Raw genomic sequence first — 26,201 nt, 5'->3', positions numbered from 1 at the left:
GGCCGGTGCTAGGCGACGAACTCGCTCGCCCCATACCCCTGCAGGTAGAGGAGCGCGGTCAGGTCGCCGTGGTCGATGCGAACATCGGCCGCCGCGGCGACCTTGGGCTTGGCCCGGAACGCCACGCCGAGGCCGGCCTCGCCGAGCATGTCGAGGTCGTTCGCCCCATCGCCAACAGCCAGCGTATCCGCACGGTCGAGGCCGAAACGCGAGCGCAGGGCGACGAGCGTCGCGCGCTTGGTCTCCTTGCCGACGATGGGCTCCAGCACCTCGCCGGTGAGATGGCCGTCCTTCACCCCGAGGGTGGTGGCGTGCGCCTCGTCGAAGCCGATCGTCGCCGAGATCGGTCCCGTGAACAGGGTGAACCCGCCGGACACCAAGCAGGTATGGGCGCCGTTGGCCTTCAGCGTCCGGACGAGGCTGCGCCCCCCCGGCGTGAAGGTGATGCGATCCCGGATGAGGTCGTCCACCACGCCGACGGGCAGGTCGCGCAGCAGGGCGACACGCTCGCGCAGGGCCGGTTCGAAGGCGATCTCGCCGCGCATGGCCCGCTCGGTGATGGCGGCGACGCGGTCCTTCAGGCCGATCGTGTCGGCGAGTTCGTCGATGCATTCCTGCTCGATCATGGTGGAATCCATGTCGGCCAGGAACAGGCGCTTGCGGCGGTGGGCGCCGGTCACCTGTACGGCGACGTCGAAAGGTTCGGCGGCGAAAGCCGCCCGTAGCCGTCGCGCCATCGCGGGCACTTCTTCGACCGATCCGGGAAACAGGATCTCGGCGGCCACTTCGCCATGGAGGATGCGCGGCTGATGCTCCGTCCGCAGCACGGCGCGGGCTTCCGCCAGCACCGCATCGGTGATGGCGGGCCGGCTCTCGTTTGCTATCAGGGTCGCGACGAGGGTCATCGGGGAGTGTCCACGCCTTGCCGCCGGTCACGGACGGATCACACAGACAGGCGCCCCCGGCGGCGATCCTCATCGCAGGGCCCACCGCCTCGGGCAAGTCCGGCCTCGCGACGGAACTCGCGCGCCGTCACGACGGCGTGGTGGTCAACACCGATTCCATGCAGGTCTATGCCGACCTGCGGCGGCTTTCGGCGCGGCCGAGCGTCGATGAGGAAGCGCAGGCACCTCACCGGCTCTACGGCGAGGTGGATGGAGCGGTGAACTACTCCGCCGGCCATTTCGCCCGCGATGCCACGAACCTTCTCGACAGCCTGGAGGGCCGGCTTCCGATCTTCGTCGGTGGCACCGGCCTGTATTTTCGCGCCCTGGAGGAGGGGTTGTCGGACCTGCCTCCGGTCCCCGATGAGATCCGGACCGCGCTTCGCTCACGGGCCGAGGACCGGGCCACCGAACGGCTCCATGCCGACCTCGCGGAGGTCGACCCCGCCGGGGCGGAAACGCTGCGACCCACCGACCGCGCCCGGATCATGCGGGCGCTCGAAATCTTCGCCGCCACCGGGCGGCCGATCTCGGCGTTTCACGGCGAGCGCGTCGCCGGGCCACTGGCGGGCAAACGCCTAGTCAAGCTGTTCCTCGCCCCCGAGCGGGAGACCCTGCGCGCCCGGATCGATCGGCGTTTCCTGGCGATGATCGAGGAGGGCGCCCTCGACGAGGTCGCGGCGCTAAGGGAGCGCCGCCTCGATCCGCTCCTGCCGATCATGCGCGCCCACGGCGTGCCGGGTCTCATCGCCCATCTCGACGGGGCGATCCCTCTCTCCGAGGCGATCCAGCGCGGCCAGGGCGATACGCGGCGCTACGCCAAGCGCCAGTTCACCTGGTTCCGCCACCAGATGGGCGAGGACTGGACCTGGACGGATCCAGACACGGCCCTCGCCGTGGCGACCGGCCTTATTTCTCCAGGCGGGCGATGAGGCTCGACGTGTCCCAGCGGTTCCCGCCCATGGCCTGCACGTCGGCATAGAACTGGTCGACGAGGGCGGTGACCGGAAGCTTGGCCCCGTTGCGCCGGGCTTCCAGAAGCAGGATGCCGAGATCCTTGCGCATCCAGTCGACGGCGAAACCGAAATCGAATTTTTCGGCATTCATGGTCCGGCCGCGATTCTCCATCTGCCAGGACCCGGCTGCACCCTTCGAGATCACGTCGAGGACCGCGTCCACGTCGAGCTCGGCGCGCTTGGCGAAGTGGATCGCCTCCGACAGGCCCTGGACGATACCGGCGATGCAAATCTGGTTGACCATCTTGGTGAGCTGGCCGGAGCCCGCCGGTCCCATCAGGCGCGAGGCCTTGGCGAAGCTCAGGATCGCGGGCTCGACCGTCGCGTAGGTGGCCTCGTCCCCGCCGCACATCACGGTGAGCGCCGCGTTCTCGGCGCCGGCCTGTCCGCCGGAAACGGGGGCGTCGATGAAGCCGAGGCCGAGTTCGGAAGCGGCCTGGGCCAGTTCCCGCGCAACCTCCGCCGAGGCCGTGGTGTGATCGACGAAGATCGCGCCCTTCTCCATCCCGGCGAAGGCGCCGTCCTCACCGAGGGTGACCCCGCGCAGGTCGTCGTCGTTGCCGACGCAGGCGAAGACGATCTCCTGCCCGGCCGCCGCCTCGCGGGGCGTCGCCGCGAAGGTGCCGCCATTCGCCGTAACCCAGGCTTCCGCCTTGACCGTCGTCCGATTGTAGACGGTGACGGAATGACCCTTTTTGGCGAGGTGACCCGCCATCGGGCCGCCCATCACGCCGAGGCCCAGGAACGCGACCTTCGCCATCATCCGTCTCCATCCGTCACTATGTGTGCGGCGGGTCTAGATTCGATGGTTCAAGGGGTCAAACGCGCGGGCGGGCTCAGCCGCCGGTGACGCTCATGTGCCGCGGCACGGCGGCCGGGCGGGCGCGCTCGATGACGAAGTCGTGGCCCTTGGGCTTGCGCGCGATGGCGTCGGTGACGGCCTGCGTGACGAGGGCGTCGTCCGGAGAGGCGCGCAGAGCATGGCGCAGATCGGCGGCATCCTCCTGGCCGAGGCACATGTAGAGCTTGCCGGTACAGGTGAGGCGGACGCGATTGCAGCTCTCGCAGAAATTATGGGTCAGCGGCGTGATGAAGCCGAGCCGTCCGCCGGTCTCGGCGATGCGGACGTAGCGCGCCGGTCCGCCGGTCCGGTCGGGCAGGGGCACCATGGTGTAGCGCTGTTCGAGACGGGCGCGGGCGACGGAGAGGGGGAGGAACTGGTCGGTGCGGTCGCCCTCGACCTCGCCGAGCGGCATGACCTCGATGAGGGTCATGTCCATGCCGTCGCCATGGGCCCAGGCGATCATGTCGGCGATCTCGTCCTCGTTGACGCCCTTCAGCGCCACGGCGTTGATCTTGACCTTGATCCCGGCCTTGCGCGCCGCCTCGATCCCGTCGAGCACCACCTTCAGGTCGCCGCGCCTCGTGACGGCGCGGAACTTGTCGGGGTCCAGGGTATCGAGGGACACGTTCACGCGCCTGACGCCGAGTTCGGCGAGTTCCGGAGCGAACCGTCCGAGCTGTGTCCCATTCGTCGTCATCGTCAGCTCTTCGAGAGCGCCGGTGCCGAGATGGCGGGACAGCCGCCGGAAGAGATGCATGATGTCACGGCGCAGGAGCGGCTCGCCGCCCGTGATCCTGAGCTTGCGCACGCCCCGGTCGATGAACACGCCGCAGAGCCGGTCCAGCTCCTCGAGGGTGAGCAGGTCGCGCTTGGGCAGGAATTTCATGTCGTCCGACATGCAGTAGACGCAACGCAGGTCGCAGCGATCCGTCACCGAGATGCGAAGGTAGGTGATCGCGCGTTGGAAGGGGTCTATCAAAGGCGCCGGCGCCCTCGATGCGACGCGTTCGGCTAAGGCAACACCCATGGTGGACTCGGGACTCGGGCCTGGGGGGACTTCCGGAGCGTGGTCGCGCGATGAACCTAGCATGTCCGGCATATGAGGCGCGACGGCGGATAGGGCAAGCAGGGTGGGACGCATGCCCCCCGCGCACTACACATATATTGCATCCAATCCGGTTTCGGGCATGAGATTTCCCACATGAGCCAGCATCACGCCGATCCCCACTCCACCGGCCGGCAGGTCGCCCCGCCGGAGCGCTGGCCCACCGAGATCCGCCTGTCCGGCGACAAGCGAACGCTCAACGTCTCCTTCGAGGATGGCGGCAAATTCGCCCTGCCCGCCGAGTACCTGCGCGTGTCCAGCCCCTCGGCGGAAGTGCAGGGTCACTCGCCATCCGAGCGCAAGGTCATCGGCGGCAAGCGCGACGTGGCGATTCTCTCGGTGGAGCCGGTGGGCAACTACGCGGTGAAGCTGACCTTCGACGACATGCACGATACCGGGCTGTTCGGCTGGGGCTATCTCTACGACCTCGGCCGGGAATACCGGAACCGCTGGGCGACATACCTGTCCGAACTCGACGAGCGCGGTCTCGCGCGCGACGCAGCCCGGCGGCCGGCCGCCAGCCCGGCCAAGGGCGAGCCGCCCAAAGGCGAGGGAAGCTGCGGCAGCGGGTGCGGATGTCACTGACCGCCACCGCCGATTCCTCTGTCGGGGTGACGCCGGTTCCGGCCACAAGCCGCCGCATCCTGGCCCTGGCTCTGCCGATGACGCTGGCCAACGTCACCACCCCGCTCCTCGGCTTCGTCGGGGCGGCGGTGATCGGGCGCCTCGGCGATCCCGCGCTCCTCGGCGCCATGGCGCTGGGGGCGGTGATCTTCGATGCGGTCTTCTGGTCCTTCGGTTCGCTGCGCATGGCGACGGCGGGTCTCACCGCCCAGGCGGTGGGCGCGCGAGATGCCGCGGAGATCGACCGGATCCTCGCGCGCTCCCTGGCGGCGGGCCTCGTCGTCGGCCTTCTCATCACGGCGGCCCAGGTGCCGATCGCCGCCGGGGCCTTCGCCCTCAGCGGCGCCAGCCCGGCGGTGATCGCGGGGCTCGCCACCTATTTCCACATCCGCATCTTCGCGGCGCCCTTCACATTGGCAAACTACGCCATCCTCGGTTCGGTGCTCGGGCGCGGGCGGACCGATCTCGGCCTCCTGCTGCAGGTGGCGATCAACCTCGTCAACATCGCGCTCACCCTCGTCCTCGTGCTCTGGGCGGATCTCAGCGTCGCGGGCGCCGGCATCGCTACCCTCCTGGCCGAGGCCGCCGGGACCGTCCTCGGGCTCGTTCTCCTGGCGAGGCTCGGTTCGCGGCCGTTCTCGGTGCCGCTCCGCGTCATTCGCGATCCGATGGCGCTGGCGCGCATGGTCAGCGTCAACGCCGACGTGATGATCCGGACCCTGCTTCTCGTCGGCGCCATCGCCCTGTTCTCGGCCCTCGGGGCGCGGTCGGGCGACGTGGTCCTGGCGGCCAATGCGGTGCTGTGGAATCTCTTCCTCATCGGCGGCTTCTTCCTCGACGGGTTCGCCACGGCGGCCGAAACCCTGTGCGGGCAGGCGGTGGGCGCCCGGGACGAGGACGGGTTCCGCCGAGCGGCCCGGCTGAGCCTGGTCTGGTGCGTCGCCTTCGGTCTGGCGGTGGCGACGCTGTTCCTCGTGTTCGGCGCGGCCTTCATCGATACCGTGACCACGAGCCCGGAGGTGCGCGAGACGGCGCGCGCCTATCTCGTCCCCGCCGCCCTCGCGCCCCTCGTGGCCTCGGTACCCTTCGCCTATGACGGGATCTATATCGGCTCGACCTGGACGCGGGCGATGCGCAACCTGATGATCGCGGCAACCGGCATCTATGCCCTCGCCATCGGCCTCGCCCATGCGGGCGGCTTCGGCAACATGGGCCTCTGGCTCGCCTTCCTGACGCTGCTGGCCGCGCGCGGCGCCAGCCAGGCCCTGGCCTATCCGGGCCTCGCCCGGCGGACCTTCGCGACGCCGTCCGGCGCCTGATCCTCGCACCGGACGGCTGCCGTTCAGTTTGACGCCGGTAAGGTCCGGCTCTCTCACCTGCCGGGAAACGGAAGCGGGCCAAGCCCGCGCCGCCCCATCGGAGTCCCTCGTGCCCTACTCGACCCTCGCCGACGTCGCCCCCGGGATCGACACGTCGCCCCGCTTTCCCAACGCGGCCCCGGACACCGTCATCGCCATCCCGGTCCGCAACGAGGCCGAGCGGATCGAGGCCTGCCTTCGCGCCATCGACGCACAGGAGGGTGTGCGGCCGGGGAGCCTCGGCCTGTACCTGTTCCTCAACAACTGCACCGACGGCACGGACCGGATCGTGGTGGCCCTCGCGCAGGGGATGTCGATCCCCGTCCGCATCCGCAGCGTGACCTTCGAGGGCGCCCATGCCGGCTGGGCCCGGCGCGCCGCCATGGATGCCGCCGCCGAATGGATCGGCCCGGAGGGCACGGCGGGAACGATCCTGACCTCGGACGCCGACAGCCGCGTGCCCACGGATTGGGTGGCCCGGAACCTCGCCGCCTTGGACGCCGGCGCCGATGCCGTGGCCGGGCGCATCCAGATCGATGAGGACGAGTGGGCAGCCCTGCCCCAATCCCTGCGCTCGCGCGGCAAGCTGGAGGACGCCTACAGCGACCTCCTCACCGAGGCCGAGGCGCGGATCGACCACGACCCGCACGATCCCTGGCCCTGCCACCGCACGACGATCGGCGCCACGCTCTCCGTCCGGCTCTCGGCTTACCGGCTGGTGGGTGGCATGCCGATGATCCCTCTCGGCGAAGACGGGGCCTTCGTGGCGGCCCTGCTCCAGCACGGGCTGCGGGTCCGGCACGCCAAGGACGTGGTCGTCACCGTGTCGGGGCGACTGGTCGGCCGGGCACCCGGCGGCGTCGCCGATACGATCCGGGCTCGTTGCGAGATCCCCGACAGCCTGTGCGATGCCCGCATGGAAGCGGTTCCGCGGGCACTCTACCGATATTTGTGGCGTCGTCGCCTGCGCCGGCTCCACGCCACGGGGCGTCTGGCGACCACGCAGGCCTGGTTCCGCAAACTCGCGATCCCTGCGGCGGATGCGGCCCGGATCGCCCAGCAACCCCTCGTCGGCCTCGCCGTCGCGGAGATCGAGCGTCTCAGCCCCAGACTGGTCTATCGCCCCCTCGGACCGAAGCAGCTGCCCCGCCATATCCGCGTGGCGTCCCTCGTCCTCGTCGTGCTGCGCGCGGCCTCGGCGCTGCGGAGCCGCCTGCCGTCCCCGGCCCCCGCATCGCCCCTGCTGCCGGAGGCGAAAGCCATGGCGGCCGATCCCGTTTCCCGCTGAAACGACAGCAGGGCGCGACACGCCGGCCGATCAGTCATGGTCGGCGTCGATCTTCCGTCGGGCCGCATTCATCCGGACGACGCGCTGCGCCGTGATGACGGAGAGGGCCTGGAACGCCTCCGTCATCCCGCGCATCACCTCGGGCGGCGTCTCCCGCTCCGATTTCGAGGCCATGAACAGCCTCAGGATCTTCCAGCCGAACCTCACCGAGCGGACGAGGTAGAGCAGCGGCTCGTAGGAGGGCGCCTGGTAGGCCTCGATGGCCATCGCGCTGGGAACCCCGGCGAGGCGGGCGAGCGCCACCAGCGCTTCCGTCTCGCGGCCCGAATCGAGCCAGCCGACGATGAGGGTCTCGTTGACCTCGCCCTGGCGGAACTGGGCACCCACGAACACCTCGGCCGCGAAGATCGCGCGGACCGGATCGTCCGGGGATGGCGGGGCGATGCCGTCCCATAGTTCATCCTCCCGCGCCAGGATGTCCGGGACGTCGTCGCGGTCGCCGAGCCGCGCGGCGAGTTCCGGATCGGACAGGCTGCGGTCGAAGAGCTGCCTGTAGCCCTCGAGGGAGAATCGCGCGCCGGGATTGCCCGCCACCGAGCGCGATACTGCGGCGTCCCCCCGCTCGACGATGATGTTCGTGAGGAGCTCGATGAGGATCTTCCGACGGGAGAGGGCCATAAGCTGGGGCTGCCCGCAGACCCGCGCGATCGCGGTCAGGTCGTCGAGGGTCAGCAGTACCGCCGCCTCGAGGGTCGGAACGGACACGGAGGCGGCGGGATCGAAGGCGAGGTCGCGGATCAGGCGCGGCGGCGCGTTCGCGATCGGGGCGAGGCGGCGCGACAGCTCGCCTCTCGCGACCTCCTCCATCGACCGGGAGAGATGCAGCATCACCATGTCGAAGGCGCGGACGTGGTCGATGCCGAGACGCGGCGCGTATTCGGCGAAAAGAGAGGTGAGATTCCGCAGGATCGACTGGCGGCGCTCCATCGAGGCACCCGCCATGGTGCGGTCGAGTTGTTGAACGAGGGCCACGAGTGGAGTCGCCATAGGCGCTGATGTCTCCGGCCAACCTTGGGTGCCAGCGTCTCGACGGGAACGCGATGATGGCCGCGCCACCGTTAACGGGCGGTTCGTCCGGCCGAGGCGACCGGCGGCCCGTTCACTCTGCGAGCAGCCGGTGCGGCATAGAGACCGTCGCACGAGCCATCGGCCATCGTTTCAAGGGCAACCGCAACACCTTGGAATCATTCTGATATATCGATTCGGCAAAGAAGCGCCTTTGCATCGGCGGAACGCTGGTTTACGCGCTAGAGACGATGCGCAAGATCACTCACTCCGCACTGATTTCCGCCTCCCTGCTGGCCTTCGCGGCCCTGGGCACCGGCTTCGCCTCAGCTAAGGAGACGCCGATCGGCCCTCCCATGCTGAAGGACGGGCTGGAAGTGACGGCGGTCTATCTTCAGCCGATCGAGATGGACCCGCCGGACATGATGCGCGCCGCCGCGCAATCCGACATCCACCTCGAAGCCGACATCCGCGCGACCAAGGACAACCGCAACGGCTTCGCCGAGGGCGATTGGCTCCCCTCCCTCGACGTGAGCTTCGAACTGACGAAGCTGGAGGGCGAGGCCGCCACGGGTCCGAAGGTGAGCGGCTCGCTGATGCCGATGGTCGCCAATGACGGCCCGCATTACGGCGACAACGTCAAGCTGAGCGGCCCCGGCCGCTACCGCCTCAAGCTGACGGTGGCGCCCCCCGGCAAGAACCAGCATTTCGGCCGCCACGTGGACAAGGAGACGGGCGTCGCCGAATGGTTCAAGCCGTTCGACCTCATCCAGGACTTCACCTTCGCCGGCACCGGCAAGAAAGGCGCGTATTGAGCACCGTGATGCAGCACGTCCGCGGCCTCGTCCTCGCCGGCGCCTTCATGGCAGCCGGTATCGCTGCCGCATGGGCCAACGACATGCCGGTGATCAAGGTCGAGATGAAGGACGGCGTGATCATCCCGGAGATCATCGAAGTCCCGGCCAATACCCGCTTCAAGCTGGAGATCAGCAATACCGGCACCTCGCCGGTGGAGTTCGAGAGCATGGAACTGAAGCGCGAGAAGGCCCTGGCCGCCGGCTCGACCTCGGGAATCGTCTTCCGCACCCTCGACCCCGGCACCTACGACGTGTTCGACGACTTCCACCCGGAAGCCAAAGCCAAGCTGGTGGCGAAGTAGCCCGATGACGGCGAGCGTCTCGACGGACCTGCGTGAAGCCTGGATCGACCAGCGCCTCGCGGAACTCGGCCATTGGCTGCAGCGCCACGGTGGAATCATCCGAAGCGTGCAATGGGCGGTGGTGGCGGTCTACCTCGTCCTCGTGGCCGTGCCTGCCTTCCTGCCGCTTCCGGACCGGACCGCCCATCTCTGGAACAACCTGACGGTCCTCGCGCAATTCGCGTTCTGGGGCATCTGGTGGCCCTTCGTCCTCGTGAGCATGGTCCTCGTCGGCCGGGCCTGGTGCGGGGTGCTGTGCCCCGAGGGTACGCTCACCGAATTCGCCAGCCGCTGGAGCCTCGGCCGTGCGGTGCCGCGCTGGATCACCTGGGGCGGCTGGCCCTTCATCGCCTTTGCCGGAACCACCGTCTACGGCCAGATGGTCAGCGTCTACGGCTACCCGAAGCCGGTGCTGGCCGTCCTCGGCGGCTCCACCGTGGCGGCGATCGCGGTGGGCCTCGTCTATGGCCGCAACAAGCGCGTCTGGTGCCGCTATCTCTGCCCCGTGAACGGCGTCTTCGCGGTCCTGGCCAAGCTCGCTCCGGTGAGCTTCCAGGTCGACCGCCCCGCCTGGGCCGCCTCCGACAAGCCGCAGGGCGCCGCCTTCAACTGCGCCCCCCTGGTGCCGGTGAAGACCATGCGTGGCGCCGGCTCCTGCCACATGTGCGGGCGCTGCAGCGGCTACCGCGGCGCGGTCCGCCTCGCCCGGCGCTCCCCCGCTTACGAGATCGTCCACGTGGCGGGCTCCGAGCCGAGCCTCGAACAGACGATCCTGATCCTGTTCGGGATGATGGGTCTGGCGGCCGGCGCCTTTCAATGGTCGTCGAGCCCCTGGTTCATCGACGCCAAGCAATGGCTCGCCACCTGGTTCATCGAGCACGGCATGGTCTGGCCGCTGGAGACCACCCTGCCGTGGTTCGTGCTCACCAACTACCCCGAGCACAACGACGTCATGACGCTCCTCGATGGCGGCCTGCTGCTGGCCTATATCGCCGCCGCGACGATCATCCTCGGGGTCGGCCTCTCCGCCCTCGTGGCCCTCGGCACCCGGTTTCTCGGCCCCTTGTCGTCGTCGCGTTTCCATCACCTGACGCAGACGCTGATCCCCATCGCGGGATGCGGCGTGTTCCTCGGCCTCTCCGCCCTCACCGTCACCTTCCTGCGCGGGGAGGGGTTCGCCCCGCCCTACGTGGCGGAACTGCGCGCGGGCCTGCTCAGCGGCGCGAGCCTGTGGAGTGCTTGGCTCGCCTGGCAGGTGGCGGGTCTCTCCGTGGGCGGATGGCGCCGGGCGGGTGCCACCGCCTGCATCGCCGCCGCCGCCGCCCTGTCGGTCTCCGGCTGGGTGCTTCTGTTCTGGATCTGGTAGGGCGCCCACACCGCCCGCCCGCGACATCGAAGGAAATCTCCGCATGATCGGAGCATTCGTCATCGCCTTTCGCGAGGTCATCGAAGCCGGCCTCATCATCGGCATCGTGCTGGCGGCCACGCGAGGCATTGCCGGGCGCGGCCGCTGGATCGGCCTCGGCGTCGTCGGCGGCCTGGCAGGCGCCTGCCTCGTGGCGCTCTTCGCCGAAGCGATCTCCGACGCGTTCGAAGGCGCCGGACAGGACATCCTCAACGCGGCCGTCCTCGCCACCGCCGTCCTCATGCTGATCTGGCACAACACCTGGATGAGCCGCCACGGGCGTGAACTCGCGGGCGAACTGAAGGCCGCGGGAGAATCCGTGCGCAGGGGCGAGACCACATCCGCAGCCCTGGCCTTCGTCGTCGGCGCGGCGATCCTGCGCGAGGGCGCGGAACTCGTCCTTTTCCTCTACGGCCTCGTGGCCTCGGGCACGTCCGGCCCCGACCTGCAGATCGGCGCGCTGGCCGGGGTCGGCGCCGGTATTCTGATATCGGCGGTGAGCTATTTCGGCTTGGCCGCGATCCCGACCCGCTACGTCTTCTCGGTCACCAGCGCGCTCATCATATTCCTCGCCGCCGGCCTCGCCGCGCAGGCGGCGCAGTTCCTCACCAATGCCGGGCTCATCACCGTGCTCGACCGGCCGCTCTGGAACACCGCCGACATCCTGTCCGAGGGCAGCCTGGTCGGGCGCGTGCTCCACGCCCTCGTCGGGTATACCGACCGACCGACGGGGCTGCAGGTCCTCGTCTATCTCGGCACGATCCTGGTCATGGTCGCCCTCATGCAATGGTCGTCGGCTGACAAGCGGCGACGGACCTTGCGGACGGCGTGAACCGGGGAGGCGGGCCATGCATGTGAACCACGATGCGGCAGCCCCTGCGGCGGCCCCGATCAGCTTCGACGAGTTCCTTGCCGTGGACATCCGGATCGGCACGGTGGTCTCCGCAGAGCCGTTTCCGGAAGCGCGCAAGCCGGCCCTGAAGCTCGCCATCGATTTCGGGCCGACCATCGGCACCCGGCGCTCCAGCGCCCAGATCACGGAGCATTACCGGCCCGAGGATCTTGTCGGCCGGCAGGTCGCCGCGGTGGTGAATTTCCCCCCGCGCCAGATCGGCAAGTTCCTCTCGGAGGTCCTGACCCTGGGCTTCGCCGACACGAACGGCGCCGTCGTCCTGTTCCGCCCCGACCATGCCGTGCCGGACGGAAGCCGCCTGTTCTGACTTCAGCGCCGTGGGGCCGCCCCGGCGATCCAGGCATCGAGACGCGAGGCGAGCAGCGCGGGGTCGCCGCTGAGCGCCAGGATCTTCTGTCGCGCCGTGTCCCCGGTGACGATGCGGATGTCGGACCGGCGCAGGTGCAGGGTTTCCGCGAGGGCGGCGATCAGGGCCGTGTTGGCCGCCCCCTCCACCGGAGGTGCGGCCACCCGCATCTGGAGCCAGACACGTCCGTCGGCGCCCTCCACGAGGCCATCGAGGCCGGTCCGGCTCGCGCGCGGCGTCAGGCGCACAGCGAGCCGGACGCCCTCCGGCGTCGCCGTGTAGGGGAGGGCTTCTGTCCTTGGCGGCATGATTCCAATCCGTGCATGACCCCGGCCGGGTTGCCTCGAACCCGGCGGATGTCCGCGACGCTCTCGCGGCGATGCGCTGTGATAGGCATTTCGCTGCAAAGGCCACGCCTGCGCCGGTCAAACGCGGGTCATCGACACGCATTTTATATCCGCAGGGCTGTCTCGGCAGCCGTGTTGCATTAAGCTGCACCGCATCATCACTGGAATGGATCCATGTCCGATCTCCGCCTGCGCCGCAGCGTCCTCTACATGCCCGGCTCGAACCAGAGGGCCCTCGACAAGGCGAAGTCCCTGCAGGCCGATGCCCTGATCCTGGACCTCGAAGACGCGGTGGGACCGGACGAGAAGGTGCTGGCCCGCGAGCAGGTCTGCGCGGCGGTGAAGGGCGGCGGATACGGCGACCGCGAGCTCGTGATCCGCGTCAACGCTCCGCAGACCCCCTGGGGCGAGGCGGACCTGAAGGCGGCGATCGAAGCCCGGCCCGACGCCATCCTGATGCCGAAAGTCTCCTCGCCCGCGGTGCTGGAGAGCATCGCCAACCATCTCGAAGCCCTGGACGCTCCCGAGAGCATCGACGTCTGGGCGATGATCGAGACCCCGGCGGCGATCCTCAACATCCAGGACATCGCCAAGGCGCGGCGCGACCGGCGCACCCGGCTCACCTGCTTCGTCCTCGGGACCAACGACCTCGCCAAGGATACCTGGGCGCAGCTCGTGCCCGGCCGGGTGCCGATGCTGCCCTGGATGATGTTCACCCTGGCCGCCGCCCGCGCGGAGGGCCTCACCATCCTCGATGGCGTGTGGAACGACATCGGCGACATCGAAGGGTGCCGCACCGAGTGCCGCCAGGCGCGCGACCTCGGCTTCGACGGCAAGACGCTGATCCATCCCAACCAGCTCGAGCCGGCCAACACCTCCTTCGCTCCGACGGAGGAGGAGGTGCGCCGCGCCACCCTGGTGATCGAGGCCTTCGACAAGCCCGAGAACGCCAAGCGCGGGGCCATCAAGGTCGAGGGCCGCATGTACGAGCGCCAGCATATCAGCATGGCGCGCCGCGCGGTGAACTGGTCGGATTCCATCGCCGCCAGAGGGTATTGAGGTCGAGGCTGCGTCGCGAAGGCTCGGCCGGGCGGGGGAACTAGGCGAGGCGGCACGGGATTTCCCGCTCATCCCGCCTCACCCCCGTCCTTTGCGTTCGCCCCACCGTCATCCAAGGGACAGGTCGGGACCGCCCGGGCCGGATCGGGTGAGGTCAGCACCGGAGGGCCGCACCGCCTTCCGACGACATCTTGCCCCAAGGATTTTCACGCGTCATGAGCCCGATCCTCGAACCCTTTACCCTCGGCGACCTCACCCTCAAGAACCGCGTCGTCATGGCGCCGTTGACGCGGAGCCGGTCGTCCGACGAGGGCATCCCCCCGGATTTCGCGGTCGATTACTATGCCCAGCGCGCCAATGCCGGCCTCATCATCTCCGAGGCGACGAACATCTCGCCTCAGGCGGTCGGCTACGCGCTGACGCCGGGCATCTGGACCGATGCGCAGGTGGAGGGATGGAAGCCCGTCACCGCCGCGGTTCACGCCAATGACGGTCGCATCTTCCTGCAACTCTGGCATACCGGCCGCATCTCGCATCCCGACGTGCAGCCCAACGGTCAGTCGCCGGTGGCGCCGTCGGCACTGAAGCCCGAAGGCATGGCGTTCACGAAATCCGGCATGAAGCCGCACGAGACGCCCCGTGCACTGGAAACGGACGAAATCCCGGGCATCGTCGAGGATTATCGCAAGGCCGCCGAGAATGCGAAGCGCGCGGGGTTCGACGGCGTCGAGATCCACTCGGCCAACAATTACCTGCTCGAACAGTTCGTGCGCGATTCCACCAACAAGCGGACCGACCAGTACGGCGGCTCGATCGAGAACCGCCTGCGCTTTCCCCTCGCCGTTGTAAAAGCGGTGACCGAGGTCTGGGGCGGCAAGCGCGTCGGCATCCGCCTATCGCCCGCCACCACGGAACCGGGCAAGACGCCGCTGGACAGCGATCCGAAGGCGACCTTCGGCGCCTATATCGACGCCCTGAACGGGTTCGACCTGCTCTACGTCCACACGATCGAGGGCGTGACCCAGCAGACCCGCGACGTGCCGGACGAGGTCGATTTCGGCCAGATCCGCGAGCGGTTCCAGGGCGCCTATATCGGCAACAACCAGTACACGCTCGAACTCGCCGAGAAGGACCTCGCCGAGGGGAGGGCGGACCTGTTCAGCTTCGGCCGGCCCTACATCGCCAATCCCGATCTGGTCGAGCGCCTCCGTACCGGCGCACCGCTCGCCGAGGCTCCGAAGGCCTATTGGTATGGCGGCGGCGCCAACGGCTATTCCGACTGGCCGGGCATGAACGGCCCCGTGGCGTTCCGGCGCTGATGCCTGATCCCGAAAACCGGGTCGGGTTTTCGGGATGGATCGGTTCAGGACGGGAAGGCGTGCCTCAGCCCTTGGGTAAGGGCGGTGCCTCGCCCGCCTTCGCCTCGACCTGCGACCCTTCGACCTGCGCGCCTTCGACCTGCGCGCCCTGGGTCTTGGCCGGCTGCGGCACCGACATCTCCGGGTAACGCTTGCGATACTCCTTCAGGAAAGCCTGGAGCGTCTCCGCCTTGCTGGCTCGCTGCGCGACTTCGCGGAAGGCCTGGCTCCGCACCGCGTTCGGCTGGGTGAGCAGGGCGAAGGTGCGGGCGTCGACGCTCTCGGCCATGGGTTCGGCGAACTTCGCCCTCAGGCGCTCCAGCCCGAGGGATTCGTTCGACAGGCCGTAGGCGATGGCCGAGCGGATGATGTCCGAGCGCATGGCGTCGTCGAGGGGTTTGCGCAGGCGCCATGCCTCGCCGACCATGGCCTCGTGCGCCTCGCCCGCCTCGCGCCAGCGGCGGCCGCTCCAGAGAATGTCCGCGCGCAGCCGATCCGCGTCGGCGCCGGTCTCCGCCTCGATGGTCTCCAGGGCGAGATCCGTGCGCGACAGGTCGGAGAGCGCGCGCGCCCGGATGAGCGCACGGGCGCGGCGCAGATCCTCGGGCAGTTCGGGCAGGTAGGTGGCGTCGATGACCCGGAGAGCCTGAAGGGGCTTCTCGTCCATCATCCAGATGGTCGCCAGCCGCGCGGCGACGCTGGAGCGGGCCGGGCCGGACAGCCGGTGATCGACCTGATGCTGGAGCAGTTCCCCGGCCGAATCGAGCAGGTCGAGTTCCACCAGCTTGTCGGCGAGCCGGCGCACGATTTCGTCGCCACGGCGGCCGATCGGCGCGAAGTCCTTGAAATCGAAATACAGCGCCAGCGCCTCCACGCCGGACATCCGCGCCCCCTTCTCGCTGAGGAAGAGGTCGTCGAACAGGTCCTGGGCGCTGTCATGGACCTCGCGGCTGATCGGCGACCCGGGTGCCAGCGCATCCGCCTTGCGCGAGGCGGCGAAAGCCTGGCGCCAGCGCCCGGCTTCCACGTTCAGCTTGGAGAGCCCCGCGATCGTCCTCAGTTCGATCTCGTCGCCATGCCAGGTGAGGAGGAGCGTTTCGAGCCGTTCGATGGCCTCGGCCACCGGCATCTTGCCGAGGGCATGGGCGAGGATCGTACCGCGCAGGGTCGCCGCGGCGGCGATCGGCCGGTCCGCGGTGTCGGACAACCGCTGATAGGTGTCGAGCGCCGCGCTCGTCTGGCCCGTCACCTCGTCGATCCGCGCGCGCAGGAAAGCCAGCCGGTCGGCGACCGGACGCTCGGCCGCGCGCGCCATCGCGGTGGCGATCTGCTGAGAGGCCGTGGCCCAATCACCGGTCTCGATGGCGGCCTCCGCCGCGGCCGAGCGAAGCCGACCCTGGAGGTCGTCGGGATAGCGCTCGATGATGCCGGCCGTGTCCCGGAACGCCGTATCGGCGATGGCCCAGCGCCCCGCCCTGGCATCGAGATAGCCCTTCCACAGACGCGCCTCCGGGTCGGCCCGCAGGAATTCGGTGTCGAGCGCCTTCCGCGCATCGGCGTAGCGGCCCATCTGCGCGTTCACCACGGCGGTGAGGATCGCGAGTTCCCGCTGTCCGGCCATCACCGGATCTTCGGCGGCCGCCACCTGGAGAACGCCGAGGGCTTCCACGCCGAGGCCGTTGGCGAGCATGCTCCGTGCCAGGGCCAGCCTGAGCGGCCCTCGCGCCGGCCTCGGCGCGTCGACCACCGCGTCCAGTTGCTCGCGCAGGGTCTCGCCGATATTGCCGCTCCTCGCCGCGTCCCAGGGCTGGCGTTCGATGGCGAGATCGCTCACGGCGGCGAGGGCCGGTTCGGCCGGGCGCGCGACCCCGGAGACGGCCATGCCGCCTTCGCGGGCGATGACGACGCCATCCATGTCCGGCCGCACCAGAAGATCGTCGGCCTTGGCGAGGACGGCCACGCCCTGCCGACTGGGCAGGAGCTCGAAATCCACGAAGACCTGCCGCTTGGGGATGCCGGCGGGCTTCGGCCCATAGCCGGTCACCACGCCGATCCGCTCGCCGCCCCGCTCGATCCAGGTCGCCCCGCCGGGATGGGGCAGGCGGATGCCGATACCGATGCGCCCGCTGGCCTCCGTGTTGCGGATCGCGGACAGCGCTTCGCTGGCCGACAGGTTCTCGCCGGCGACGAGTTCCCATCCGGTGGGCGCATCCGCATCGCCGATGGGGACGAGATCGAGGAGCCGCTCGCGGGGTACCTTGAAGCTCAAGGAGACGAAGGCACCCTGCCGCCGGGGCTGGCTGACGAGATCGAAGACCGGGTCTCCGGGGGGGACGGCGACCGTATCGGGCGTCTCGAACACCAGGGTGGCGATGCCGGCCCGCTCGAACAGGGCCGCCGCCGGCTGGCGTTGGAACGGAAAGGCGAGGCCGGGTCCTGCCGGGCGCAGGACGATGGTCTTCTGCGGGACCGTGGGCGCCGAAATGCCGGCCGGTTTGGCCTGCGCGGCGCTCACCGGCGCCGTCGCGGGTTTGGACGATGCGTCTCCCGCCGCGGCCTTCACGTCCGCCGCGGATGGCTTGACGTCCGCAGCTTTGGCATCCGGGGGCGCGGCCTTGCGGACGACGTCCAGCGTCACGCCGTCCTCGTCCCGTCCGGTCCGGATCTCGTAGCCGGCGGCGGGCGTCACAAGCAGGCGTGCGCCGTCACCGTCGTTCTCGACGGACAGAGCCTCGATGGCGGGCTTCGTGCGCCCACGGGGCGCGAGGTCGTCGATGCGCCAGGCGCCGGGAATCGTCAGCCGCGTCGCCAATCCGGCCTCGTCGAACCGCGCGGTCGTGTCCGGTGGGAGCCGCAGGCTGAGCCGGGTCAGGGTCGGCAGGCGCGAGAGTTCGAGGGGCAGGCGCTTCGGTTCGACGACGGGCTTGGCCGCACGCATGGCGGCTTCCGCGATCTGCGCCCGGCGGACGAGTTCGGCCACGATCTCGGGCGGCAGCGGAGGAGGGAGCCCGGACCAGTCTTCGGGCAGCAGGTCCACGAAGACGTGTTCGCCCGCCGTCTGGACGTTGAGGCGATACGGCTTCTGCAGGGCGATGCGCAGGCCGCTCCCGTCGGGGTCCCGCCGGACCATGGTGACGAAATCGGGGATCTCGCCCGCGATCTTTTCGGGCGCGGACGTGCTGGGCTCACCGAAATTCACCAGCAGGACGAGGCCGGAGATCCTGGCCTTCACCGGAACCGCCGAATCGAAAGTCATGGCGATCCGGGCATAGCGCCCGATCTGGTTCGCCTTCAGGGTGAGGAGGCGGGCCGCCTCGGCCTCGCTGCCGGAGATCAGCGTCCCGCCGAGGATCGAGGTCGCGACCAAGCCCGCCATGAGCCGGCGCCGACGTCTCGCGATTTCGGCCCCCATTCCCATCGCAGGTCACGCCACACCGGATTGCGCGGAGAATCCCAAACCGATTCCCGCGACACGCTACACCGCCGGGGAGTCTCCACCTTCGAGGCTAACGCCCGCCTAACGCCCGCTCGCGGCGATGTCTCGAAACTGCGCGCGCCTTGGGTCCCTCCCGGAAAGACGGTCTTCCGCCGATGCCCGATCAAAAAAACCCCGCGCCGGCTTTCGCCGGGCGGGGAAGTGTTCAGAAGGACCTTCCTTGGGAGGAAGGTCTCACCGTTACCATGTGACATCCCACATTTGCCACATCGGGAAACGGACATGTCCACCGCCGAGGCGGCTCGCGCGGCGATGTCGCGGGCCGAGAGAAGGCCGGCCCGTCCGACGCCGCGCGGCGACCGAGGAGGCGGTTCCGGCCTACATCCCGCCGGTTCCGCCGCTGCCGCCGCCAGCGCTTCCGGCCCCGGACCGGCGTGAGGGCTGGCTGGAATTGCCGCCCGCCGCCGAACTGTCGCGACCTCTCCGGCCGCCGGTGTTGTTCGAGAGGCTATGCGTTCCAAATCCGCGTTTGGAATGGCGAGACCGCGCATCGGCGGAGGTCGTCATCTGCGCGAGAGCGAGCGTCGAGACGGCGAGCGCGCAAAACGTGAGGGCCAAGGTCTTCATGAATTCTCCTGTCGATCCGGTGAACCAACGGCGGAGCGACCCAAAATATCCATGCCCGGACGATGAAGACCTCGACAGTAAAGACCCCGCCCGGCACGAACCGGACGGGGCGAAGTCGGAGAATCCCCCTCGGGGCGGAGGGTATGGGGTCAACGCTCGACCACAGGGAAATCATCCCCGCAACGGACAGGCCGCAGATGTCGCACCACCCCCGGCCGTCGCCGCCCTAGATGAAGACGTTCATCGACGGAGCCGGACACCGATGTGGTATCTGTACGGCGCCGTTCTTCTCGCGGGCATCGCGAATGCCGTACAGGCGGGACAGAACGGCGCTTTGGCCAAGAGCCTCGGCGGATCCCTGAGCGGCGGCCTCGTCGTCGCCGCGGGGACGGCTACCTTCATCACCGTCGCCGGCCTCGTCTCGGGCAAGCTGACCCTGCCGTCCGCCGCCCAGGTCCTGGACGTACCGTGGTGGGCCTGGTTCGGCGGCGTGCTCGGGGGCGGCATCGTCGTGACGCAGCTCATGGTGGCCCGCCAGATCGGGGCGGCCCCGTTCCTCGGAATGCTCGTGACGGCGGGCGTCGTCACCTCGATCCTGCTCGACCATTTCGGCTGGGTCGGCTTCGAACGCCACCCGGCGACCCTGTGGCGGATCGCCGGCGGTGTGCTGATGATCGCGGGCGTCGCCCTCGTGGCAACTTTCTAGTCCGCCGGGCTGAACCGTTCCCACGGTATCCGTCGTTATAGCGCTACCCTCAACCAGGAAGACCCATGCACCGTTACTTCCCCGTCCTCATCGCCGTCGTCGCGATCCTTGCGGTCGGGATCCTGTACGCGTTCGTCCGCAACGGCGACACGGCCCATACCGCGCCCGTCCAGCAGACGGCGCCCCGCTGATGCGCCGCCTGATGCCCCTGGTCATCCTGGGTCTGGCCGCGATCCTCGCGGTGATCTGGGTCGGTGTATGGAATTTCGAGGCGCTTCGCACCGAACGGGCGGAGAATGGCGGAGCCCCCGCCGTCCCCGCCTGCGATCCGAACAACACGGTCGGAAAAGCGATCCTGCCGAACTGCCCGGACGCGTCCATCACCGCGACACCGAAGCGGTGACGCCCGCCGACGGCAGGCCCTTCGGGCGGGGCTGAGCACGGAAACGGGATGGGGCGCGATCCGGTGAGTGGCTGATTGCGCTTGAAGTGTCGCAGGTTTTGGGACGCAAAGCCGGCGACCGCTTTCGCCAAGCCTGCCTAGATCAGAAAGTTGTCCACCGTCAGGGCCGTCGACAGGACGTCGTGCAGGATGATCTTGTCGGCCGGGTTGGTGCTCGTGGCGAAAGTGATTTCGGTATCCTGGTTCTTGTTGATCGAGCGGATGTTCACCTCGGCGAAGCTGTCGACGATCCCTTCCAGGTTGAACCGATCGTGGGCCGCGTCGAACCGATAGATGTTGTCGCGGCCGAACCCGCCGGGAAGATCGCCCAGGTAGGTGAATTCGTCGGAGCCCGAGCCGGCGAACATCTTGTCCTTGCCCGCGCCGCCGACGAGAATGTCGGCTCCGCCTCCGCCATAGATCCGGTCGCCGGCCTGCGAGCCGATGATGGTCGCCGCGTTGCCGGCCGTGCTTTGCGACACGATGGCCTGGGCGCTGGTGACGAGTGAGAAATCGGCCGATCCGTTGTTCCTAACGTAGACCTTGTCGATATTCTCGAAGGTCTGGTCCGTGAAGAGGGACGGACCGGTGACGATCATGATGTCCGTGCCGGTGCCCCCGTCGACGATCGTGGGTGTCCCCGACACGACGAGGCGATCGTTGCCGCCCCCGCCGAAGAGGGAATCGTAGACGCTGCCGCCGATCAACGTGTTGGCCGCGCCATCCCCGGTGAGGACGTCCTCGTGCGCGCTGCCGATGATCCGCGAGATCCCGGTCAGCGTATCGCCTTCCGCGTCGCCCCCGCTGTTGATGCCGGTGTCGAGATTGACCGTCACGCCTGCCGAGGATCCCGCGTAGGAGACCGTATCGAACCCCCCATTGCCGAAGATGACGTCGGCGTCCTCCCCGCCCTCAAGGTAGTCGTTGGCCGCGCCTCCGTTCAGGGTGTCGTTCCCGGCCCCGCCGGAGAGCGTATTCACGCCGGCCCCACCCGTGATGACGTCGGCGAAATCACCACCCTGGATCGTCACCCTTCCGGAGCGGTCGGAGAAGTCGAAGAAGTACCCGCCCGTCTCCAGCGTGGCATCTTCGCTTCCAGATCCGTTGTTGTAATAGACTCCGGCGCTTCTTCCGCCGCTGCCCTCGATCTCGTAGCGGCTCAAACCGGCATTGAAGACAATCGCAAGATCTTCTGCCGGATCGTTATTGAAGAGGAACGGCGGAAAGACTATGACGGTGTCATTCTCGTCGAAATCAGCGCCGAGAGTTACGTCGATGGTAGGCATTCCACTGCTCCCCATTAGGGCGTAGGCTGTCTCCCACAATTCTACCAAGGATCGATGAAGCTTCCATTAACTCGTTCATCGATTTTGTGGCGTTCGCACCTTGGAGGACGATCGGTGTCAATTCGGCGCGTCGATACAAGTCGAGAGGGCGCCCCGACTTGAACAGGCAACCGCATATTGGCCGCCATGAGTGCCCTACTGCCGCTCGCCGGGGCGACGCGGAACGGTCTCATTTCCTGACGACGAGCCCCGGAATGATAGTGCCGCTGTCACCGAAATTGGCGACGGCCTTGGCGCAATTGGCCGGCACGTCCTTGCCGTAGACGTCCGCATAGGCCTTGACGCGCAGGATCAGTTCCCCCCCCGCGAGGGCATCCGGCTCGATGCCGAGGCCCCGCACCACCGTCTTGAACGTCTCGTAGTTCGGCTTCGACTCGGGGCAGGATTCCGAGACGAACTGGAGCAGCCCGGCGAGCTTGGCGGCATTGTTCTTCTGCCGCTCCTCCTTGGTGTCCGGCGGCGGGGCCGCATCCGGCGCGGGCTGGGCGGTAAGGGGGAGCGTCAGGCTTCCCAACAGGAGCGAGGCGATCAAGATCTGCTTCATGGATGGCGTGTTCCTACCTGTCTGTCCCCTCGCCCGACCGTTGACCGTCAGTGCGAGAGTGCGCTGGCCCTCGCGAGGGCGGCACCGAAGCCGTTGAGCGGCACGGTGATCGTCGTGGGTTCGGTGGCGTCCTGCTTGGGGGCGAGGATGAGCAGGTTCTTGGCGGTCTTCATCGTATCGGTGGCCAGCGTCGGCAGGCTCACCGGCACGAGGCAGCCCTCCGAACTGCAGGTGTAATAGGGGGCGCCCTTGCCGAGAACCGCGTCGTCGATCTTGAAGCTCACCCCCGCCTCGATCTGGAACCCGAACGGCATCAGGATCAGCCCATCGGTGCGATCGTTCGCGGGCGGCTTCAGCTCGATGGCGAATTCGCGGCGGTTCTCGCGCTTCGACCCCTGGGCCTGCACCACCGAACAGATCGAGACCTGGTTCTCGCGGGAGCAATTGATGCTCCAGTCGCCATAACTCTCGCTCAGGGCGCTGGCGCCTTCCGGCCAGGCCGCCTTGGCCGGGGCAGAGGCGGCGGCGGGCGCAGCGGCAGCCGGGGCGGGAGCTTTCGGCACGGGCTTCGGCCTCGGCTTCGGCTTGGGCTTCGCCGGCGCGTCGGAGGCGGCCGGAGCGTCCTGGTCCGGCGCGGCCTCCTGCGCCGAGGCGCCGTTCCAGGCGGTGATCGTCGCAGCGAACGCCATCACGCCGACCACGGGCAAAACATGTCTCCAACGCATCGAGCGGGCATCCGGCGTTCGAACGAAATCAGACCTGCCGCCTAGCCCTCCCGGCCCGCGAGCGCAATGGACCCGCCGGCATCGCGATTCGTCGCCCACCGGCAATCCGACCCGCCCGTCATTGCCGAATCCGCCCGCCGGCCCCGTCCGCCACGCGCGAACGCCCTGTTCAGCGGCGCTTGTCCTGACCGCCCTGATCGATGGCCGGCAATTCGTTGGGGCCGAGGCCCATGACGACGGGTTGCTGCGTCGGGGTCTGGCCGCGCGCGCGGTTGGCCAGCGCCACGGTGAGCTTCTCGGCGGGTTCCGACTGCATCAGCGCCAGCACGTCGGCCATCTTGCGCGGATTCATCGCCAGGACGATGGGCACCAGCACGTCGAGGGAGAGACGATCGAAGACGCGGGCGGCATCCTTCGGCTTCATCGTCTCGTACATGGTGACGATGTTCTTCAGGCCCGTCCGCTCGGCCTCGGCCTGCTGCGCACCGGCCCCGTCGGGCCTGTCCTCGTTGCGCTTGAGATCCTTGACGCCCTCTTCGAGCTTGCGCTCGGCGGTCCCGAGCATCTGCTCGCGCAGGCTCAGGGTCTCGTCGCGCTGCCTGAGGGCGTCGCGCCGGGCGGAGAGCTTTTCGAGGATGGCGCGCTCGCTGGCCGGCATGGGCTCGGCCGGGGGCGGGGGGCGCGGAGCGGGCGGCTCCGGTTCGGCTGCGGGCTTTTCCGGTTCCTTCGGCGTCACGGAGCCGGTGGTCTGCGGGTCCGGCAGTTCGTAATTGGTCCGGGCCTTGGCGAGGACCCGCGCGAAGTCCGGCAGCTGCGCTTCGGCCGAGGCCGGGCTCGGCCCGAGATCGTCGACGGCGATGGCACCGAGCTTGAGCACGAGGAGGCCCACCGCCGCCAGCGTCACCGCATCGATCAGCCGCAGCTTGTAGGGGCGCGCCTGCGCGGCACCGGGCCGGCCGGTGCGGAGCTTTCCCAGGCGGGCGTGCCCCGCGCGCACGAGGGAGCCGGGCGTCGTCATGCGGCGCGGCTCCGCAGGCGGCCGAGGGCGCGCTCGGACATGGCGAGGGCGGCGGCGGCGGCGGCGCCGAGGCGCTCACCGTTGGGGCTCGACGGCGCAGCCTTCGGCGCGTCCCCTACCTCGACCGGCGCGGCGCGGATCTCGGAGGGGCGGATCTCGACGGGGGGCACCACGGCCATCCGCGCGGGTTGGGCATGGGAGACGATGGCGGAGATGCGGGCGATCACGGTCTCGCCGGCCTGGACATGGGCGGAGAGGTCGGCGGCGTAGCGCTCCGCGGTGCCGAGGCGGTCGGCCAGGGTCCGGTCGCACTCGTCGAGGGTGGCGCGCAGGCCGATGATGGCCCGCTCGGCGGTGGAGCTCGCCACCACGAGATCGCCGATGGTCTGGCGCAGGGCCGCTTCGTCGGCCTTCATCCGGGTGATGCGCCGGCTGAGTCGCACCGAGGAGACGATGCTGGCCACGAGGAGGACGGCGACGAGGACGTCGGCGGCGAGGGTGACGAGGAGGCTCATGCGCGGGTCACCCGTCGTTGCGGTTGTTCATGGAGGCCTCGAAGGCCTGGAGCGTGGTGCGGGAGCGCCGCAGCGGTCGCGTGAGCTGCACCGAGATGTTGTCGTCCACCCGGCCGATGCGCCCCTGCGTCAGGGCCCAGTCGCCGCAGCGGACGTTGATGAGGTCGGTGGGCTTGGTGTCGAACATCAGCGTGTCGCCGACCTTCAGGGACATCACCTTCTTCAAGGGCAGCATCATCTCGTGGAGGACCGCCTCCATGGTGGCGTCGGCCTGCCAGATCTCGGTGGCGAGGTGGCTTTCCCAGGTGTGGTCGCGGCCGAGCTTCTCGCCCATGAAGCTCTGCATGAGCAGTTCACGGATCGGCTCGATCGTGGCGTAGGGAAACAGGATCTGCAGCTGGCCGCCGCGGCCGTCCATGTCGAGCTTGAGGCTGATCAGGATGGCGGCGTTGGCGGGCCGGGTGATCGTGGCGAAGCGCGGGTTGGTCTCGATCCGGTCGATGCCGAAGCGGACCGGGGAGAGCGGCTGGAACGAGAGTTCGAGGTCGCTGAGGATGATCTCGACGAGGCGGCGCACCAGCTGCATCTCGATCGTCGTGAACGGACGCCCGTCGAGGCGGGTCGCGGAGCCGCCGCGCTTGCCGCCCAGCAGCAGGTCGAGGGTCGAGTAGGCGAGGTTCGACTCCACCGTGACGAGGCCGGAATTCTCCCAGGCATCGGCCCGGAACACCCCGAGCAGGGTCGGCAGCGGAATCGCGTTGAGGTAATCGCCGAAGCGGACCGAGGTGATGTTGTCGAGGGTGACCTCGACGTTGTCCTGGAAGAAGTTGCGCAGGCTGGTGGACAACAACCGGATCATCCGGTCGAAGACGATCTCCAGCATCGGCAGGCGTTCGTACTGAACGACGCCCGAATCGACGATGGCGCGGACACCGCCGGCGCCCGAGGCCGACAATTCGCGCAAGGAGAAGCCGAGGACGCCGTCGATCTCGTCCTGGTTGAGGATGCGGTCGTTGCCCGCGAGCTCGGGGAGATTGTCGGTCTCCCCGTCCTCGATCATCGTCGCCCATTCGGCGGCGACGTCGCTGGCATGCGTGCTCGTGCCCTGCTCGGCCAGCGCCGCGCCCCACTCGTCGGCCAGCGAGGTCTCGCCGCCCTCGGCGTTCTCCGCGATCAGGGCGGCTGCCCAATCGTCCTCTTCGATCTCGTCTTCGGGACCTGCCATGACCGTCTCGACACCGATGGGGGTTACTGGACGATCACGTCCTTGAAGAGCACGGCTTCGGCCCGTGCCGGGTAGATCGCGACGTTGACCCGGCGGAGCAGTTCCTCGCGGAGCCGGTACAGTCCGGCCGAGCCGGCGAGGTCGCTCGGGCGCAACTCGCGCAGGTAGATCTGGAAGGTATCCTCGATGCGCGGCATCAGCGGCTTCACCTCGCCCTCCACCTTGGCGTCCTTCAGTTCGAGGGACACTTTGACCTTGGCCGTCCGCTGCTTGTCCTGGCCGGGCTCGGTGGTGAGGTTGATCGTCATCTCGCGGACCTCGAGGAAGACCAGGGGCTTCTTCACCTCGATTGCGGCGTGATCGTCGCCGCCCTTCTTCTTCATCATGAAGAACCCGCCGCCGCCGGCCAGGAGCAGCACGGCCGCGCCGATCATGATGATCTTCTTCTTGCTGCCCTTCGGGACTTCGCCGGCGGCGTCCTCGCCGTCAGCCGCGGGGACCGTCTTGGGCTTCTTGGCCATGGTCGCCCCCTCCGAATCTCGTCCCAGGGTGCGGCCGGCGCTGAGCCCCCCGCGACCCCATGGAGGGATCTATCGACCGTTACGGTTAACGTCTCGTTAAGGCGGCAAAACCTGCCGGGTGGTTCTTGCCGCGGGGATGCGGCGGCAGGACGGCACGAAGCCCCTCACAGGGGAGCAAGGTACTGTATCGATTGCGATTTTTCTAATCTACGGCGCTGGCACGGGC

General features: G+C 68.7%; 28 protein-coding genes. 14 read left to right on the top strand and 14 right to left on the bottom strand.

The features are described 5' to 3' along the window. Positions 1–8 precede the first annotated feature (8 nt). A complete protein-coding gene (gene serB / locus K368_RS0122895; RefSeq protein WP_027174392.1) occupies positions 9–905 on the bottom strand; it encodes a phosphoserine phosphatase SerB in 897 nt (298 codons plus the stop codon). 17 nt (positions 906–922) lie between these two features. Here serB and miaA point away from each other — a divergent pair, with 17 nt between their 5' ends. Next, on the top strand, positions 923–1,876 hold the full coding sequence (miaA, locus tag K368_RS0122890; RefSeq protein WP_027174391.1) for a tRNA (adenosine(37)-N6)-dimethylallyltransferase MiaA: 954 nt from the start codon (positions 923–925) through the stop codon (positions 1,874–1,876). Here the strand turns inward: miaA and K368_RS0122885 are convergent. Continuing rightward, on the bottom strand, positions 1,854–2,720 hold the full coding sequence (locus K368_RS0122885; protein WP_027174390.1) for an NAD(P)-dependent oxidoreductase: 867 nt from the start codon (positions 2,718–2,720) through the stop codon (positions 1,854–1,856). The genes miaA and K368_RS0122885 overlap by 23 nt on opposite strands. Positions 2,721–2,796: 76 nt before the next feature. Continuing rightward, positions 2,797–3,831 carry a GTP 3',8-cyclase MoaA gene (gene moaA, locus K368_RS0122880; RefSeq protein ID WP_027174389.1) on the bottom strand — a complete coding sequence of 345 codons (1,035 nt, stop codon included), beginning with the start codon at positions 3,829–3,831 and terminating at the stop codon, positions 2,797–2,799. 174 nt (positions 3,832–4,005) lie between these two features. Here moaA and K368_RS0122875 point away from each other — a divergent pair, with 174 nt between their 5' ends. The 3 genes from K368_RS0122875 to K368_RS0122865 all read left to right on the top strand — a co-directional run bounded on the left by K368_RS0122875 (position 4,006) and on the right by K368_RS0122865 (position 7,179). Next, the gene (locus K368_RS0122875; RefSeq protein WP_051439973.1) at positions 4,006–4,494 is read left to right on the top strand and encodes a DUF971 domain-containing protein; all 489 of its coding nucleotides are present in this window, start codon (positions 4,006–4,008) and stop codon (positions 4,492–4,494) included. Beyond that, complete coding sequence (locus K368_RS0122870) at positions 4,485–5,852, top strand: MATE family efflux transporter (protein WP_051439972.1); 1,368 nt, start codon at positions 4,485–4,487, stop codon at positions 5,850–5,852. Before K368_RS0122875 ends, K368_RS0122870 begins: the two co-directional genes overlap by 10 nt. A gap of 145 nt (positions 5,853–5,997) precedes the next feature. Beyond that, the gene (locus K368_RS0122865; protein WP_036267275.1) at positions 5,998–7,179 is read left to right on the top strand and encodes a glycosyltransferase family A protein; all 1,182 of its coding nucleotides are present in this window, start codon (positions 5,998–6,000) and stop codon (positions 7,177–7,179) included. Between the two features lie 30 nt (positions 7,180–7,209). On the opposite strand, the gene K368_RS0122860 is transcribed toward K368_RS0122865, so the two are convergent. Continuing rightward, positions 7,210–8,226 carry a DUF2336 domain-containing protein gene (locus K368_RS0122860; protein WP_027174385.1) on the bottom strand — a complete coding sequence of 339 codons (1,017 nt, stop codon included), beginning with the start codon at positions 8,224–8,226 and terminating at the stop codon, positions 7,210–7,212. Positions 8,227–8,495: 269 nt separating this feature from the next. On the opposite strand from K368_RS0122860, the gene K368_RS0122855 reads away from it, so the two are divergent. From K368_RS0122855 to K368_RS0122835, 5 genes are read left to right on the top strand one after another with little or no spacing between them, the layout of a single operon-like run. Further along, positions 8,496–9,059 (top strand): iron transporter, encoded by a 564-nt coding sequence (locus K368_RS0122855; RefSeq protein ID WP_027174384.1) that lies wholly within the window; start codon positions 8,496–8,498, stop codon positions 9,057–9,059. A gap of 8 nt (positions 9,060–9,067) precedes the next feature. Then, positions 9,068–9,403 carry a cupredoxin domain-containing protein gene (locus K368_RS0122850; protein ID WP_036266618.1) on the top strand — a complete coding sequence of 112 codons (336 nt, stop codon included), beginning with the start codon at positions 9,068–9,070 and terminating at the stop codon, positions 9,401–9,403. 4 nt (positions 9,404–9,407) lie between these two features. Next, positions 9,408–10,808 carry a 4Fe-4S binding protein gene (locus K368_RS0122845; RefSeq protein ID WP_027174382.1) on the top strand — a complete coding sequence of 467 codons (1,401 nt, stop codon included), beginning with the start codon at positions 9,408–9,410 and terminating at the stop codon, positions 10,806–10,808. 43 nt (positions 10,809–10,851) lie between these two features. After that, positions 10,852–11,679 carry an FTR1 family protein gene (locus K368_RS0122840; protein WP_027174381.1) on the top strand — a complete coding sequence of 276 codons (828 nt, stop codon included), beginning with the start codon at positions 10,852–10,854 and terminating at the stop codon, positions 11,677–11,679. A 16-nt stretch (positions 11,680–11,695) separates the two neighbouring features. Further along, a complete protein-coding gene (locus K368_RS0122835; protein WP_027174380.1) occupies positions 11,696–12,067 on the top strand; it encodes a tRNA-binding protein in 372 nt (123 codons plus the stop codon). A 2-nt stretch (positions 12,068–12,069) separates the two neighbouring features. On the opposite strand, the gene K368_RS0122830 is transcribed toward K368_RS0122835, so the two are convergent. Continuing rightward, positions 12,070–12,414 (bottom strand): DUF167 family protein, encoded by a 345-nt coding sequence (locus tag K368_RS0122830; RefSeq protein ID WP_036266616.1) that lies wholly within the window; start codon positions 12,412–12,414, stop codon positions 12,070–12,072. Between the two features lie 213 nt (positions 12,415–12,627). On the opposite strand from K368_RS0122830, the gene K368_RS0122825 reads away from it, so the two are divergent. Then, a complete protein-coding gene (locus tag K368_RS0122825) occupies positions 12,628–13,512 on the top strand; it encodes a CoA ester lyase (protein WP_027174378.1) in 885 nt (294 codons plus the stop codon). Between the two features lie 215 nt (positions 13,513–13,727). Beyond that, entirely contained in the window at positions 13,728–14,831 is a 1,104-nt protein-coding gene (locus tag K368_RS0122820; protein WP_027174377.1) for an alkene reductase, read from the top strand. Positions 14,832–14,895: 64 nt separating this feature from the next. On the opposite strand, the gene K368_RS25365 is transcribed toward K368_RS0122820, so the two are convergent. Both K368_RS25365 and K368_RS0122810 read right to left on the bottom strand, forming a co-directional pair. Then, entirely contained in the window at positions 14,896–18,246 is a 3,351-nt protein-coding gene (locus tag K368_RS25365) for a hypothetical protein (RefSeq protein WP_081739649.1), read from the bottom strand. A 438-nt stretch (positions 18,247–18,684) separates the two neighbouring features. Then, the gene (locus K368_RS0122810) at positions 18,685–18,933 is read right to left on the bottom strand and encodes a hypothetical protein (RefSeq protein WP_027174376.1); all 249 of its coding nucleotides are present in this window, start codon (positions 18,931–18,933) and stop codon (positions 18,685–18,687) included. A gap of 262 nt (positions 18,934–19,195) precedes the next feature. On the opposite strand from K368_RS0122810, the gene K368_RS0122805 reads away from it, so the two are divergent. From K368_RS0122805 to K368_RS0122795, 3 genes are all read left to right on the top strand, one after another. Continuing rightward, on the top strand, positions 19,196–19,639 hold the full coding sequence (locus K368_RS0122805; RefSeq protein ID WP_027174375.1) for a DMT family transporter: 444 nt from the start codon (positions 19,196–19,198) through the stop codon (positions 19,637–19,639). Positions 19,640–19,704: 65 nt separating this feature from the next. Next, positions 19,705–19,830 (top strand): hypothetical protein, encoded by a 126-nt coding sequence (locus K368_RS27640; RefSeq protein WP_018042593.1) that lies wholly within the window; start codon positions 19,705–19,707, stop codon positions 19,828–19,830. Beyond that, positions 19,830–20,042, top strand: a complete 213-nt coding sequence (locus K368_RS0122795; protein ID WP_036266612.1) for a hypothetical protein — start codon at positions 19,830–19,832, stop codon at positions 20,040–20,042. Before K368_RS27640 ends, K368_RS0122795 begins: the two co-directional genes overlap by 1 nt. Before the next feature lie 137 nt (positions 20,043–20,179). Here K368_RS0122795 and K368_RS25360 read toward each other — a convergent pair whose 3' ends face one another. The 7 genes from K368_RS25360 to fliL form a co-directional block, all read right to left on the bottom strand. Continuing rightward, positions 20,180–21,367 carry a calcium-binding protein gene (locus K368_RS25360; protein ID WP_051439971.1) on the bottom strand — a complete coding sequence of 396 codons (1,188 nt, stop codon included), beginning with the start codon at positions 21,365–21,367 and terminating at the stop codon, positions 20,180–20,182. Positions 21,368–21,596: 229 nt separating this feature from the next. Then, positions 21,597–21,971: a hypothetical protein gene (locus tag K368_RS0122785; RefSeq protein WP_027174373.1), complete on the bottom strand. Its 375-nt coding sequence runs from the start codon at positions 21,969–21,971 to the stop codon at positions 21,597–21,599. Between the two features lie 47 nt (positions 21,972–22,018). Further along, positions 22,019–22,696 carry an invasion associated locus B family protein gene (locus tag K368_RS0122780; protein ID WP_027174372.1) on the bottom strand — a complete coding sequence of 226 codons (678 nt, stop codon included), beginning with the start codon at positions 22,694–22,696 and terminating at the stop codon, positions 22,019–22,021. Between the two features lie 169 nt (positions 22,697–22,865). Next, entirely contained in the window at positions 22,866–23,714 is an 849-nt protein-coding gene (locus tag K368_RS0122775) for a hypothetical protein (protein ID WP_027174371.1), read from the bottom strand. Continuing rightward, positions 23,711–24,229: a DUF6468 domain-containing protein gene (locus K368_RS0122770; RefSeq protein ID WP_027174370.1), complete on the bottom strand. Its 519-nt coding sequence runs from the start codon at positions 24,227–24,229 to the stop codon at positions 23,711–23,713. Before K368_RS0122770 ends, K368_RS0122775 begins: the two co-directional genes overlap by 4 nt. Before the next feature lie 7 nt (positions 24,230–24,236). After that, entirely contained in the window at positions 24,237–25,454 is a 1,218-nt protein-coding gene (gene fliM, locus K368_RS0122765) for a flagellar motor switch protein FliM (RefSeq protein ID WP_027174369.1), read from the bottom strand. A 23-nt stretch (positions 25,455–25,477) separates the two neighbouring features. Beyond that, complete coding sequence (gene fliL, locus K368_RS0122760) at positions 25,478–25,975, bottom strand: flagellar basal body-associated protein FliL (RefSeq protein WP_027174368.1); 498 nt, start codon at positions 25,973–25,975, stop codon at positions 25,478–25,480. Between the last annotated feature and the right edge of the window lie 226 nt (positions 25,976–26,201).

Origin of the sequence: Methylobacterium sp. 10, assembly GCF_000519085.1 — a bacterium.
In the GTDB taxonomy this organism is placed as follows: Bacteria; Pseudomonadota; Alphaproteobacteria; order Rhizobiales; family Beijerinckiaceae; genus Methylobacterium.
This window is presented reverse-complemented; position numbering and strand designations above follow the sequence as displayed.

What these genes read in the sequence shown, in the direction of transcription:
- serB (WP_027174392.1), bottom strand. Translation starts at nt 905, where the DNA reads ATGACCCTCGTCGCGACCCTGATAGCAAACGAGAGCCGGCCCGCCATC.
- K368_RS0122885 (WP_027174390.1), bottom strand. Translation starts at nt 2,720, where the DNA reads ATGGCGAAGGTCGCGTTCCTGGGCCTCGGCGTGATGGGCGGCCCGATG.
- moaA (WP_027174389.1), bottom strand. Translation starts at nt 3,831, where the DNA reads ATGGGTGTTGCCTTAGCCGAACGCGTCGCATCGAGGGCGCCGGCGCCT.
- K368_RS0122875 (WP_051439973.1), top strand. Translation starts at nt 4,006, where the DNA reads ATGAGCCAGCATCACGCCGATCCCCACTCCACCGGCCGGCAGGTCGCC.
- K368_RS0122870 (WP_051439972.1), top strand. Translation starts at nt 4,485, where the DNA reads ATGTCACTGACCGCCACCGCCGATTCCTCTGTCGGGGTGACGCCGGTT.
- K368_RS0122860 (WP_027174385.1), bottom strand. Translation starts at nt 8,226, where the DNA reads ATGGCGACTCCACTCGTGGCCCTCGTTCAACAACTCGACCGCACCATG.
- K368_RS0122855 (WP_027174384.1), top strand. Translation starts at nt 8,496, where the DNA reads ATGCGCAAGATCACTCACTCCGCACTGATTTCCGCCTCCCTGCTGGCC.
- K368_RS0122850 (WP_036266618.1), top strand. Translation starts at nt 9,068, where the DNA reads ATGCAGCACGTCCGCGGCCTCGTCCTCGCCGGCGCCTTCATGGCAGCC.
- K368_RS0122845 (WP_027174382.1), top strand. Translation starts at nt 9,408, where the DNA reads ATGACGGCGAGCGTCTCGACGGACCTGCGTGAAGCCTGGATCGACCAG.
- K368_RS0122840 (WP_027174381.1), top strand. Translation starts at nt 10,852, where the DNA reads ATGATCGGAGCATTCGTCATCGCCTTTCGCGAGGTCATCGAAGCCGGC.
- K368_RS0122835 (WP_027174380.1), top strand. Translation starts at nt 11,696, where the DNA reads ATGCATGTGAACCACGATGCGGCAGCCCCTGCGGCGGCCCCGATCAGC.
- K368_RS0122830 (WP_036266616.1), bottom strand. Translation starts at nt 12,414, where the DNA reads ATGCCGCCAAGGACAGAAGCCCTCCCCTACACGGCGACGCCGGAGGGC.
- K368_RS0122825 (WP_027174378.1), top strand. Translation starts at nt 12,628, where the DNA reads ATGTCCGATCTCCGCCTGCGCCGCAGCGTCCTCTACATGCCCGGCTCG.
- K368_RS0122820 (WP_027174377.1), top strand. Translation starts at nt 13,728, where the DNA reads ATGAGCCCGATCCTCGAACCCTTTACCCTCGGCGACCTCACCCTCAAG.
- K368_RS25365 (WP_081739649.1), bottom strand. Translation starts at nt 18,246, where the DNA reads ATGGCGGGCTTGGTCGCGACCTCGATCCTCGGCGGGACGCTGATCTCC.
- K368_RS0122810 (WP_027174376.1), bottom strand. Translation starts at nt 18,933, where the DNA reads ATGAAGACCTTGGCCCTCACGTTTTGCGCGCTCGCCGTCTCGACGCTC.
- K368_RS0122805 (WP_027174375.1), top strand. Translation starts at nt 19,196, where the DNA reads ATGTGGTATCTGTACGGCGCCGTTCTTCTCGCGGGCATCGCGAATGCC.
- K368_RS27640 (WP_018042593.1), top strand. Translation starts at nt 19,705, where the DNA reads ATGCACCGTTACTTCCCCGTCCTCATCGCCGTCGTCGCGATCCTTGCG.
- K368_RS0122795 (WP_036266612.1), top strand. Translation starts at nt 19,830, where the DNA reads ATGCGCCGCCTGATGCCCCTGGTCATCCTGGGTCTGGCCGCGATCCTC.
- K368_RS25360 (WP_051439971.1), bottom strand. Translation starts at nt 21,367, where the DNA reads ATGCCTACCATCGACGTAACTCTCGGCGCTGATTTCGACGAGAATGAC.
- K368_RS0122785 (WP_027174373.1), bottom strand. Translation starts at nt 21,971, where the DNA reads ATGAAGCAGATCTTGATCGCCTCGCTCCTGTTGGGAAGCCTGACGCTC.
- K368_RS0122780 (WP_027174372.1), bottom strand. Translation starts at nt 22,696, where the DNA reads ATGCGTTGGAGACATGTTTTGCCCGTGGTCGGCGTGATGGCGTTCGCT.
- K368_RS0122775 (WP_027174371.1), bottom strand. Translation starts at nt 23,714, where the DNA reads ATGACGACGCCCGGCTCCCTCGTGCGCGCGGGGCACGCCCGCCTGGGA.
- K368_RS0122770 (WP_027174370.1), bottom strand. Translation starts at nt 24,229, where the DNA reads ATGAGCCTCCTCGTCACCCTCGCCGCCGACGTCCTCGTCGCCGTCCTC.
- fliM (WP_027174369.1), bottom strand. Translation starts at nt 25,454, where the DNA reads ATGGCAGGTCCCGAAGACGAGATCGAAGAGGACGATTGGGCAGCCGCC.
- fliL (WP_027174368.1), bottom strand. Translation starts at nt 25,975, where the DNA reads ATGGCCAAGAAGCCCAAGACGGTCCCCGCGGCTGACGGCGAGGACGCC.